Genomic DNA, 11883 nt, shown 5'->3' with positions numbered 1-11883 from the left:
CGATACAACTACGAATATATCAGAATTATCAAAACGTCCCAATACCTCAAAAGAGTTGTTGGGATTTTTTTTGCGCAAATTCTGAACGTGATATTTGATGAGTATGAAATTATTTTGCCTTAGTATTTTTATTTTTAGTAAGTTTAGTGCTTAAAATATTTAAGGTATGTTTGGATTTCTGTTTATTTATTGGATTTGGAAAGGGTTCAGTAATTTGGCTATTTCGTACAATAAAAATAAATGGAAATATTTTATAATTGGACTGGTGTCTTATTTTGGATTTTCTTTTGTAATTGCGGTTGTTTTTATGGTGATCATGGGTTTTGTCAGCGGATTTGATCTGGTCGAAAATGGAGAATACGACAGTCCCGGTTATAATATTTTTTTCTCGATTTTAGGAGGTTTGTGCTGTTACGGTGTTTATAAACTTTTGGAAAGAAAAGGTGAAAAAGAAAGAGAATTAGCTGAAAAAGAAGGAATAGAAAGTATTGGTTTGATAGAAGAAAATTGAATTTTTTTTTGATGTTTGACCGATTAAATAAATATTCGGTTAAACTTTATAAAACCATCAAATTACATCCACGAATATCAGAATTATCAAAACGTCCCAATACCTCAAAAGAGTTGTTGGGATTTTTTTTGCCTAAATCCTGCGTTGCGATAAAAGAGCAGGAATTGATGTTGGCTAGGTCGATAACGTTGATGCCGCCCGTTTTTCCGTCTTTCACGTAAGTGAGAGCATCTTCGGGATCACGAACCAAAACATGCATCCATGAAGGACATTCAAAAACACCTTCGCCCAATGAATATGCTTGTCCCAAAAGCTCGGTCATACCATATTCTGAATGAACCGCAGTTACACCAAAACCTTTGCAAAGTATTTCATGTAGCTCTTCACGAATCATTTCTTTGCGTTTGCCTTTCATTCCGCCCGTTTCCATAATGATGGTGTTTTGGAGGTTGAATTGATGCTTTTCAATCAAATCTAATAAAGCATAGGTTACGCCAATCAAAATGACATTTTGACCCGATTCGTCAAGCGTAGTTAGTTTTTTGATTATTTCGTCGTGATTGTGCAAATAAAAGCCACTATCGGGCTGATTAGTGAGTTTTATTAGGTCTTCGACCATGTAGATTAGCGAAGAGCTATCGCGCTCAAGATAAGACGGCAAAAGCGCTAAAACAACATAATCTTGAATGTTGCCATAAAATTGCGAGAATCCATTACGGTAACTTTCTTCGTAAAGCGAAACATCAGTAACCAAATGTTTACTGGTGATCATGCCTGTCGTGCCGCTGCTGCTAAAAGTAACTTCTGCAGGATGGGTATTTGAAACTACTTTATGACTTTTGAAAAACTGAATCGGCAAAAAAGGAATTTGTTCTAAAGATTTTACCTGCTGCGGATTTACTTTCAAAAAGTCACAAAAGTCACGATATACCAAATTATTCTCGTACTGAAAACGAAACACCTTTAGTGCTATTTTTTCAAATTGTTTCTGACTCGAAATGGTAAATATATCGTGGGCTGTTATCAAGACTTTTTTTGTGCAAAGATATTGTTTTTTAGTCGTTGCCCCGAAAAGTCTTTTAAAATATATAAAGTAGGGTTATTGTAAGTCCAAAAAAAAGCTCCAACGAAAGGTGGAGCTTTAAGGATGTTTTTTTTATCGAACGATTAACTTTCGGGTCGCTGATGCATTTTCTTCACTAATTTTAATGATGTAAATGCCAGGAGTTAACTCCGAAATGTTTAATTCTCTTGAACCTAGATGTGTTTGAAGTATTTTTTTTCCTAAAATATCAAATATGATAATCTCTTTTTCTAAATCATTTTTAGAAGTAATGTATACTTTTCCATTAGTGACTGGATTAGGATACAAGCTCAGTCCCTCAATGGTTGTACCGTCTTGAGTTTTTGCTAATTGTTTACCCTCTTGAGCAGAAGCGCTCACGGTAAAGAAAAAAGCCAATAAGAATGTAATATAAAAGTAGTTTTTTACCATCGCATGATTTTATTATAGTAAATATACAAAAAAAATTACAAAAATTACACCAAAAAAAAACATCCTAAAAATTTAGGATGTTTTTAACATTTTATGTGTGAGGATTATAACTTCTCTAGTAAGTTTACACCATCAACAATTGCCCATGCTCCTGCAGTTAAAGTAGCTCCAGTTGCTGTTGTGCTTGTTGTAAGGTTTCCTGTTGGGAAAGCTACTGTAAAACCTGTAGCTCCTGTACCAGTTAAAGCGGTAGCAGCATCAACAACTTTTACGTTTAGCATTTTGATTTTTCCACCAGAAACTTGATTTGTGTTTGTAGCAGCTTCTTGAATTCTAACAGCAACAGCACCTGTTGAAGTATATCCAGAAATTACAACATTTGAGTATTCTCCGTTACCTTCTTTTTTAAATTGAACTGCATCAATTTCTGTTGGGTTTCCAGCTTCAGTAACTGTTCCAGCAGCTCTTCTTAAAGTAATGTTAGATACTTTAGGGAAGAAAGCGTTGTTTACACTTTTTGCCTCGATTTCCATTCCAAAATTTCCAGCACCTGTTTGGTATGCAAACCAGTTAGTGTTTGCTTGACCTTGCCATCCATCTTGCCAGTCAAAAGAGTCATCTGTGTTTCCGTATGAGATTAAGTTTTTAGCACTTACAGTTCCACCGTAAAATTCAAAACCATCATCAGCACCTTTGTAAGCTACTAAATTTTCTAAAACTGTTCCTGAACCTACTGCGTAGAATGAGAAACCATTCATTTCTGAATTTCCGTCAAGGATTTTCTTTCCAGCATATTCTACTCGTACATATTTTAATGAACCACTATTGTCATCAGCTTTTGCTCCTCCGTAAATGATGTTTGTTCCGTCTTCAGAAGTCGCAGTTGTAATTGGTGTTCCGTCAGCAGTTTTTCCTGAAACAATTGGCGCTTCACCAAACATGATGATTCCACCCCATGAACCTGCAGTTTTAGATTTCTCTGTAAAAACAACTGGTTCTGCAGCAGTACCAGTGATGATTAATTTACCACCTTTTTCTACTAATAATGCATCTGTACCGTTTGCTACATCAGCAGTAATAGTTGACCCAGCATCAAAAGTTAAAGTAGCACCACTTTTAACTCTTACTGTACCACTCAATGTATATGTTCCTTTTATAAAAGTTTTAGAAACAGTAATGTCTCCTGTAATTTCTCCTGAACCAGTCGCTGGAGGTGTTACAGTATCTTCGTCGCTAGAAGAGCAACTTGCTAGAATCAAGCTCAAAAAAGTAAGACTTAAGGCTAATTTTTTCATTTTTTAATGATTTTAAATTATAGTTTTGTTTGTGTTATTATGTTGTTTCAAAAGTAGTACCGTACTTTCGAAATTTGGTTAGCTAATTGTTATCAAAGTATTATATAACAATCAACCTCATGTAAATTTTATGTTATGTGTTTAAACAAAAAAAAGAGCCGTGAAGCTCTTTTTTGTTTTCTAATTCATTCAATTAAAACGTATATCCAAGGTTTACCGAGAATCCAACTCCTCTTTTGTAATCACGAACAATTAATGATTCTTCGGTGATGTTGATTGTACTGTTTTTTCCTAATTCTTTTCTGTAATAAGGGTTCAATAAATTCTCAGCAGCAAACTTCAATTCGATATTTTTTGAAAGGTTGCTTGTCCAAACAAAATCTAATTTGCTAAATGATTTTTCGTAAATATGATCAATTCCTGATGAACCAACTGCAAAGATTCTGTCTCCATACACATTGTAAACCAATGTCATAGTGTTCTTCCAGTCATTATTCAAAGTAAAATCATATTTCAAATCGGTATTAATCATCCAGTTTGAAGCTCCTTGAAGTTTACGGTTTTTACTGTTTTCTAATTCGTTTCCTTGTTTTGTCAAGTCGATTTTTACATCGGTACTCATCAAAGAGGTATTAAAACCAAAAGTAAAGTTGGATAATGATTCGCTTATTCTATTCAATGACAAAATCATTTCGATCTCTGCACCATAAAGAACAGCCTCTTCAGAGTTTTTGAAAGTTGTAATTTGCCCACCGCTATTTGCCGTTGGTTTGAAAACTCTTTCGATAGGATTCTCAATTAATTTTCCGAAAGCTCCAATTGCGAACAATTCTTTGCTGTTTGGAAACAATTCATATTTAAAATCAGCATTATAATTATTACTGTTTAATAAATTTTGGTTACCACTTTCTGAAGTTGCATCGGCATTGATGTAGTTAATAGGTAATAACTCCATTGCAACTGGTCTTGTGATGGTTTTACTCAAAGATGCACGAAGATTGCTCTTTTCGTTCAACGCATATTTAGTATTTAGAGATGGAAGCAAATCCAAGCTTTCGTCTGTTTTTTTGCGGTAAGCACTTCCAAAAGGATCACCTTGCTCTCTGTATTTGATTTCACGAGTAGAATTTTCAGCTCTTAATCCTGCGTTCAAATCCCATTTTTCGCCAAATGTCCAGTATAAATTAAAATATCCAGCATTTACAAACTGATTCAATTTTACTTTGTAATCTCCATTAGACTCTTCTTGTACATAAACGATTCCGTTATTGATGTCATCGTTGATCTGAGAGCTGATAGTATTTAAATTAGCCGTATAATTTTTGTCGATATTTCTTCTACCGGAAAAGAAACGGTAAGTAGACTGCATATCATTTAGATAATTGTTGTACCCAATAGACAAGTTGTTTTGTTTTTCTTTATCTCCAAATTTTAAATTATACTCTGCCAATGCTGAGAAATAAAAGTTTCCGTTTACATCAAGATACTGACGGTTTAAGTTGTTTCCGCCATACGACATATTAATTTCGGTATCATTGATTTTTTGACCTGTGATGAATTTTCTGTCTGGTTGTTGAAAACCTGTTTTTACAAAAGAACCACCCGCTTTTATAGTCTGTTTTCCGTCTTCTGTCAATTTATAATCTCCAAATAATTGAGTGTTCCAATACCTAGATTCTTCAAATTGATTTAATCGGATAAGATTGTTGGTGATATTTGTCAAACTGTTGGTGTATCCTAACTGATCTTGAATTTTACTTTCCGTAGCTTGAATAAAAAGAGTTGTAAAGTTTAAATTCAATCGGTTGGTTTTGTATTTTAAACCTGCTAAACCAGAAAAAGTAGTTTGATAAGAATATTGTGTATTGTATAAATTGTTGTCGTAGTTACCTTGTCCAAGGTTAAAAGTTCTGTCTACACCTTCTCTAAAAATATATTTGTTATCAAAGTTGAAAGACATGATGTAACTGATATTTCTTTCTTTTTCAAGGTTGAATTTTTGTGAATGTAAAAATCCGATACTTGAGTTTAAAGGGCTTGCAGTTTGGTTAACATCCCAGTTTTTATCTCCGTAAGCACTTTGGTATTCGTCTGGAGATAATCTTTTTCCATTCGGTACAGAACCAAAAACACTTGGTCTTTCTCTATCATTTCCGATAAGTCCAAAAGTACCTTTTGTAGTGTCGGCATCATCAGATAGTAAGAATTTTTTAAGATTGTTGTTGGTTGTGTATCCAAAACCAACATTCAATTTTGTGATGTTTTTTGGTTGAGTAGTTTCGATATTTACTGTTCCTCCAGCAAAATCTCCAGAGATATTTGGGTTGAATGTTTTGTAGATATTCAAAACGCCAACAATATCAGTAGGAAATAAATCAAGAGGGATGATTTTCTTAAAAGGGCTGTTTGATGGTGTTTGCAGATCATTAACCAATAAATTGTTGTAGCGGTCTTCAAGTCCTCTAATAAATAAACCTCTTCCGTCAACTTTGGTAATTCCGGTTACTTTTGTCAAACCTTCTTCGACATCGCTAACGCCTTTACGGGACATTTCCTGTGCTCCGATACTTTGTTTAATAACCACCGCATTTTTTTGATCTAATAATAATGCAGTTTCTTTTTCTCTACTAGTTGTGTTTTTTACTACTACATCCTTTAAAGTATAACCTCCCGAAGAAAGAGTTTGATTGACTGTGATCGTTTCGTTTGCTTTAACTGTAACCAAAGTTTCAATAGATTCATATCCTATAAAACTAAATATAACAGTATAATCTCCTGGATTTACGGTCAATGAATATTTTCCGTCAATATCAGTATTAGTGCTGATGTTTGTGCCTTTAATCAATACATTTGCAAAAGGCAGAGCTTGATTGTTCGCTTCTTTGTCGGTTAAAACTCCAGAAATCGTACCTTTGGTTTGTGCTATCGAAATGGCGCAAATAAATAATGTAATAGATAGAAATTTTAAGTTGAATTTCATTACTGTGTTGTGTTTAATTTATTTTGGTGCAAAGGAATACACTCAGTGTAAAGTTCGTGTTAGCTACTTGTTATGTTTTTGTGTCTAATAGTTTATCAAATTGTTACCAAATTAAATTACGGTTAACACCAATTTTTAAGGCTATTTTTATTAGTATATTTACGCTCATTAAGAAATACCATCGAATATATAATGAAGAAAATTTGATGTAAATGCTTCAATTTTTGCTATTTATGAAAAAAACACAAACAAAAATTTTACTAGTCGACGATGAACCGGATATCCTAGAAATTGTAGGCTACAACCTTGCTCAGGAAGGGTATCAGATTATTACAGCTTCAAACGGAAAAGAAGCAATTGCAAAGGCTCAGAAAGAATTACCGGAACTTATTATCATGGATGTCATGATGGCCGAAATGGACGGGATGGAAGCTTGTGAACACATTAGAAAAATTCCAGAATTAAATAACGTTATCATAACATTCTTAACAGCAAGAAGCGAAGATTACTCGCAAGTGGCTGGTTTTGATGCCGGTGCAGATGATTATATTACAAAACCTATCAAACCAAAATTATTGGTTAGCAAAGTGAAGGCTTTGTTAAGAAGGTTAAAAGAACAAGAAGTTGTTAGCGATACGCTAAATGTAGGCGGAATCGAGATTAATCGCGAAGAATACAAGATCATAAAAGGGAATGTAGAAATTGCATTGCCAAGAAAAGAGTTCGAATTGTTTTATCTACTGGCCTCAAAACCGGGTAAAGTTTTTAAGAGAGATGAAATTCTCGATAAAGTTTGGGGTAATGAAGTTGTAGTAGGCGGAAGAACAATCGACGTACATATCAGAAAGTTACGCGAAAAAATAGGCGAAGACCTTTTTAAAACCATTAAAGGTGTAGGATATAAATTTGAAGTTTAGTTTTTTCAAACCGCTAAGATTCTCAGATACTAAGTTGTTCTTAGTGTAATTTTAGTTAAGATGTAAACTAATTCAAATTGTTTTAAAAACATTCAATACATTTAAACCATATAATAAATTAAAGTTCAGTGTATGCTGTGATTTTTAGTTTATTATATGGTTTTTGAGTTCAGCTTAATTTTTCGTAATCCCTTAATGGTCAATTATTTTAATTTCAAATGAAAATTAATTTTAAAAAAACATACAAATTTGCTATAAAATCGGCATTGTATATCAGTCTTTTTGCTACAGGATTTGTGACAATACTGATGTACTTGTTTTATAAAAATAGCTTAAAACATCAGGTGGCTTTTGCATTAATTTTTATGATATCCATTTATGTTTTCTCTTTTTTGGTATTACAATATCGTGTAGAAAGGTTTATTTATCGAAGGGTAAAAAAAATCTACGATGAGGTTTCATTACTAGAAACGACAACGCTTATCAATCAGCCGATCACGACGGATATGGAAACGCTTTCACGCGAAGTGAAAAAATTTGCTACCGATAAAAAACTCGAGATCGAAATGCTCGAAATTCGGGAGCAATATCGAAGAGAGTTTCTGGGGAACGTTTCGCATGAATTAAAAACACCGCTTTTTACTGTTCAGGGATATGTTTCGACTTTGCTCGATGGTGCAATGGATGATAAAAATATTCGAAAAAAATATTTAAAACGTGCCGAAAAAGGAGTTGAACGCCTTATTTATATCGTTGAAGATCTGGATATGATTACCAAACTCGAGTCGGGAGATCTGGATCTGATGATTACAGATTTTGATATTCACGAACTGATTGCGAATGTTTTTGATCTATTGGAAATGAAGGCTGATAAGAAAAAAATCAAATTACAGTTTGAAAGCAAAAATATAAAATCGGTTATTGTTCGGGGCGATAAAGACAGAATTCAGCAAGTGCTTGAAAACCTGATTGTAAATTCTATAAAGTACGGTAAAGACGGCGGTTTGACCGAAGTTGGTATCGTAAATTTAACGAAGAAAAAAGTGCTTATTCGTATTAGTGATAATGGCGAAGGGGTAGAGAAACAAAATATTCCCAGACTTTTTGAACGTTTTTACCGGGTGGATAAAAGCGGAACCCGATCTGAAGGTGGTTCTGGTTTAGGTCTGGCTATTGTGAAACATATTATTGAAGCTCATAAAGAAAAAGTGTATGTAGAAAGTGAATTCGGAATTGGGTCTGAATTTTCTTTTACACTCGAAAAAGCACACAAAACTATAAAATCTGAAAGTTAAATAATTTTAGGATTGATGCTCTAAAAAGTCTTACTTTTTGGTTTTTAACATAAATCTGAAGTTTATAACGATCAGGAAACAATTAATTTCCATTATCATAACACCTTGTTAACACTATCTTAACATTGTTGATACATCTTTGCATCTTAATTTTAAGTGCTTTAGAAAAAAGAATTAATGAAAAGAAAAATAATTGCAATTTTATTGTTAATTTCTGGTGTCGCTACTGCACAGGATATTAAAAAAGAAGAGATAAAAAAGGAAGTAATTCGTATTTTAGATTCTATTAATGCAACAAAACTTCCTCAAACAGAATTTGGTGTTACAGATACAGAACGTTGGTATGACAGAATTTCATTGCGAGGTTATGTGCAAATACGATACAATGGTTTGTTTTCTACCAATGATAAAGTTTCATGCGATCAGTGTGATAAATCCTGGGGCACAACCTCTACAGCACCAGATGCAAAAGCTAATAATGGTCTTTTTATACGACGTGCACGATTAATTTTTTCAGGGCAGGTGCACCCAAATGTGTTTTTCTACTTTCAACCTGATTTTGCCAGTTCGCCTTCTTCCGGGATTAATAATTTTGTTCAGATTCGAGATATCTATTTTGATGTTTCTTTTGATAAAAAAAGAGAATATCGTGTGCGCATCGGACAAAGTAAGATTCCATTTGGTTTCGAAAACATGCAATCGAGTTCGCAGCGTTTGACTTTAGACAGAGCCGACGGAATCAATAGCGCAATACTAAACGAGCGTGATTTGGGAGTGATTTTTTATTGGGCACCGAGCCAAATCAGAGACCGTTTTGAGATGTTGGTCAAAGAGGGTTACAAGGGTTCAGGCGATTACGGCGTTTTTGCTTTTGGTGTTTACAATGGTCAATCTTCCAATAAATTAGACAGTAACAGAGATTTGAATATTGTATCCAGAATTTCTTATCCTTTTGTTATTGGAAATCAAATTATCGAACCGGGAATTCAGGCCTACAAAGGAAAATGGGCGTTTTCCGGCGAAATTTCTTCTGATGTTACCGTGAATAATCCTCAGTATGCGAAAGACGAAAGGATAGGAGCAACCTTTGTTTTGTATCCTAAGCCTTTTGGTATTCAGACCGAATATAATATTGGTAAAGGTCCTCGATATAATCCAGAAACCAATACGGTTGATGACGCAAGTTTAAACGGAGGTTATGTTTTATTAAATTATAAATGGGATTTGCCCAGAAAGCAAGTGTTGTACCCTTTTGCAAAATTTCAGTATTATGACGGCGGAAAAAAATACGAAAAAGACGCTAGAAGTTATGTGGTTAGAGATTACGAATTTGGACTGGAATGGCAACCAATAAAAGCATTGGAGCTTACAGCAGAATACGTTATTGCCGACAGAACTTTTGAAGACAGCGCACTTCCAGTCAATAGGCAGCAAGGAAACTTACTGCGTTTGCAGGCTCAGTTTAATTTCTAAAATTACATTTATTTCTCAAAAATAAAGAATAAAGAATCCCAATCAATAGTCTCTTTAAATTGAGAAAGACCTTTAAATGATTTTACTTTTGAAAGTTCTTCGATCCTAAAGTCGTCTTGGGTGGCGTATGGTACCAAGTTTTCGTCCTGAAGTTTTTGTGCCAAATAGACTTGCTCGTATTGTCCCGGTGTCGGAATAAAAAACGCCTTTTTTTCTAGCATCGCCAAATCCATCACCGTGGTGTATCCAGAGCGGCACAAGACCAAATCACTTTCGTTAAAGGTTTGCTCCAACTGTTTTGTATTCATAAAATTGTAATGCGTGACATGATCAACTTGCAGTTTGGTTTGGTTTTTTTCTACAACACCTTTTATAAAAACAACGTTGCCGTCATAACGCAAAACTTCTTTTTGCAATTTCTCTTCCAGTAAAGTGCGTTGCGGTTCCGGCCCGGAAAGTATGATCATCAAATCGTATACTTTTGGCGTTTCTTTTTTACGCATTCTGCTCAAAGGGCCAATGTATTTTAGATTGAGATGATTGGTGGTAAGGTGACCCAATTCTCCCGTTAGATTTATTTTTTTATCCGTATCTGGAATCCAGCATTCCTGGTATTTTTTTATGATATGTTGATGCATTTTACTTGTAAACCAAGTCGTATTTCCTGTCATCACATTCAATTGATGCGTAATAAAAACAGAAGGTACTTTTCGGCTAAAAACCCCCAGTCGATTGTCTGAAATGATACCGTCAATACCGTGTTTTTTAACCCACGAATTGATCATTTTTTTTTCGTCAAGAATCGCCGTGATCATTTTAGGCAAACTTTTAATGAGTTTCCATTTAAAATTTTTACCGTTTTTAGCATATTCAATATGATACGAAGGCAATTCTAAGGTTTCAACGTATGGAAATTCTTTACGTAACAAAGCCAAAGCAACGCCATCGGAAGCAATTATCGGAATAAAATTATTCTCTTGAAGGGCTTTTATTATAGGGATACATCTTGTTGCGTGTCCTAATCCCCAGTTCAATGGAGCAATCAAAATAGTTTTATTGGCAGAATATTCAATGCTCATATATGGCGCTTTTTCAAACGAAGATAAAGAAATACTCTTTTTGTATTATTTCGCAGACATTACCAAATCATTAAGTCTAGTGTTTTTTGGGGTTATTCACTTGTTAAAATAAAACCGTATGTTACTTAATCGAAGAGTATTCAAACAAAAAAGAGTTAAACCTTTTTTAGAAATTCAACTCTTCTTTAAAAGCAAAAAATGCTTTATTATTCCTGAATGTATGTTTTGTTTCCGTTTTTATTAATGTAATATTTACCACCTCTGGGACCAGTATACACTTTTTTACCATTGTATTCTCCTGTGATTTTATCGGCTACTTTCGGTGCTTTTTCGTTGGTTTCTTTCAGTGTTTTTACAGAAGTTTTGGCACTTGCTTTTTTGGCGGTAGTCGCTTCTTTTTTGGCTGTTTTGGCTGCTGCATCAGCTTTTATGCTTTCTGTTTTAGCTGTTGATTTAGCAGCTTTTGCGGTTTCGCTTTTTGTCTTTGCAGCTTCTTTTTTTGCTTTTGTGGCAGCTTCAGTAGCGTCGTTTGCCGCTTTTTCGGCTTTTGCTGTTTCTTTTTTTGCTTTTGTTGCAGCGGATTTTGCTTCTTTTTTCTCTTTAGCCGCTTTTTTCTCCTCGGCAGTTTTTGTAGCCGTTTTTTCTTTTAATGCTGCTTTTTCAGCTGCTGTCTTCGTAGTTGTTTTTTTCTTTTTAGGAGCAGTTTCCGTTTTATTTTGGGTTGTCTTAGCGGTCTCTTGTGCATAGAAATTACTGGATAGCACAACTATAAAAAAAAGTAATATTAGTTTTTTCATAATATTTTAGTTTTGGAAGTTTAATCTAAATTACTAAAATT

At 34.1% G+C, this 11883-nt stretch carries 10 protein-coding genes; 4 read left to right on the top strand and 6 right to left on the bottom strand.

Annotation, left to right across the window (positions count from 1 at the left end):
* Positions 1 to 166 precede the first annotated feature (166 nt).
* The gene (locus LNP22_RS03245; protein WP_210666103.1) at positions 167 to 511 is read left to right on the top strand and encodes a hypothetical protein; all 345 of its coding nucleotides are present in this window, start codon (positions 167 to 169) and stop codon (positions 509 to 511) included.
* Positions 512 to 557: 46 nt separating this feature from the next.
* Here the strand turns inward: LNP22_RS03245 and LNP22_RS03240 are convergent, their stop codons facing one another.
* The 4 genes from LNP22_RS03240 to LNP22_RS03225 all read right to left on the bottom strand — a co-directional run bounded on the left by LNP22_RS03240 (position 558) and on the right by LNP22_RS03225 (position 6281).
* Positions 558 to 1538 (bottom strand): LuxE/PaaK family acyltransferase, encoded by a 981-nt coding sequence (locus LNP22_RS03240; protein WP_229975314.1) that lies wholly within the window; start codon positions 1536 to 1538, stop codon positions 558 to 560.
* A 129-nt stretch (positions 1539 to 1667) separates the two neighbouring features.
* Positions 1668 to 2006, bottom strand: coding sequence for a T9SS type A sorting domain-containing protein (locus LNP22_RS03235; RefSeq protein ID WP_210666101.1), 339 nt, complete (start codon positions 2004 to 2006; stop codon positions 1668 to 1670).
* A gap of 104 nt (positions 2007 to 2110) precedes the next feature.
* The gene (locus tag LNP22_RS03230; RefSeq protein WP_229975313.1) at positions 2111 to 3301 is read right to left on the bottom strand and encodes a hypothetical protein; all 1191 of its coding nucleotides are present in this window, start codon (positions 3299 to 3301) and stop codon (positions 2111 to 2113) included.
* 193 nt (positions 3302 to 3494) lie between these two features.
* On the bottom strand, positions 3495 to 6281 hold the full coding sequence (locus tag LNP22_RS03225) for a TonB-dependent receptor (RefSeq protein WP_229975312.1): 2787 nt from the start codon (positions 6279 to 6281) through the stop codon (positions 3495 to 3497).
* A gap of 233 nt (positions 6282 to 6514) precedes the next feature.
* On the opposite strand from LNP22_RS03225, the gene LNP22_RS03220 reads away from it, so the two are divergent.
* From LNP22_RS03220 to LNP22_RS03210, 3 genes are all read left to right on the top strand, one after another.
* Positions 6515 to 7198 (top strand): response regulator transcription factor, encoded by a 684-nt coding sequence (locus LNP22_RS03220; RefSeq protein ID WP_210666098.1) that lies wholly within the window; start codon positions 6515 to 6517, stop codon positions 7196 to 7198.
* 218 nt (positions 7199 to 7416) lie between these two features.
* Complete coding sequence (locus LNP22_RS03215) at positions 7417 to 8493, top strand: sensor histidine kinase (RefSeq protein ID WP_229975311.1); 1077 nt, start codon at positions 7417 to 7419, stop codon at positions 8491 to 8493.
* A 177-nt stretch (positions 8494 to 8670) separates the two neighbouring features.
* Entirely contained in the window at positions 8671 to 9966 is a 1296-nt protein-coding gene (locus tag LNP22_RS03210; RefSeq protein ID WP_229975310.1) for a porin, read from the top strand.
* A gap of 8 nt (positions 9967 to 9974) precedes the next feature.
* Here LNP22_RS03210 and LNP22_RS03205 read toward each other — a convergent pair whose 3' ends face one another.
* Positions 9975 to 11045 (bottom strand): glycosyltransferase, encoded by a 1071-nt coding sequence (locus LNP22_RS03205; RefSeq protein ID WP_229975309.1) that lies wholly within the window; start codon positions 11043 to 11045, stop codon positions 9975 to 9977.
* Between the two features lie 206 nt (positions 11046 to 11251).
* A complete protein-coding gene (locus LNP22_RS03200) occupies positions 11252 to 11842 on the bottom strand; it encodes a hypothetical protein (RefSeq protein ID WP_229975308.1) in 591 nt (196 codons plus the stop codon).
* Positions 11843 to 11883 lie beyond the last annotated feature (41 nt).

Source organism: Flavobacterium flavipigmentatum, assembly GCF_020911905.1.
Lineage (GTDB): Bacteria > Bacteroidota > Bacteroidia > Flavobacteriales > Flavobacteriaceae > Flavobacterium > Flavobacterium flavipigmentatum.
Note: the sequence above shows the minus strand (reverse complement) of the source record. Positions and strands in the feature narration are given on the sequence as shown.

Bases quoted from the DNA above. Each gene is read 5' to 3' on its own strand.
- LNP22_RS03205 (WP_229975309.1), bottom strand. From the start codon at position 11,045: ATGAGCATTGAATATTCTGCCAATAAAACTATTTTGATTGCTCCATTG.
- LNP22_RS03245 (WP_210666103.1), top strand. From the start codon at position 167: ATGTTTGGATTTCTGTTTATTTATTGGATTTGGAAAGGGTTCAGTAAT.
- LNP22_RS03225 (WP_229975312.1), bottom strand. From the start codon at position 6,281: ATGAAATTCAACTTAAAATTTCTATCTATTACATTATTTATTTGCGCC.
- LNP22_RS03235 (WP_210666101.1), bottom strand. From the start codon at position 2,006: ATGGTAAAAAACTACTTTTATATTACATTCTTATTGGCTTTTTTCTTT.
- LNP22_RS03215 (WP_229975311.1), top strand. From the start codon at position 7,417: ATGAAAATTAATTTTAAAAAAACATACAAATTTGCTATAAAATCGGCA.
- LNP22_RS03220 (WP_210666098.1), top strand. From the start codon at position 6,515: ATGAAAAAAACACAAACAAAAATTTTACTAGTCGACGATGAACCGGAT.
- LNP22_RS03210 (WP_229975310.1), top strand. From the start codon at position 8,671: ATGAAAAGAAAAATAATTGCAATTTTATTGTTAATTTCTGGTGTCGCT.
- LNP22_RS03230 (WP_229975313.1), bottom strand. From the start codon at position 3,301: ATGAAAAAATTAGCCTTAAGTCTTACTTTTTTGAGCTTGATTCTAGCA.
- LNP22_RS03200 (WP_229975308.1), bottom strand. From the start codon at position 11,842: ATGAAAAAACTAATATTACTTTTTTTTATAGTTGTGCTATCCAGTAAT.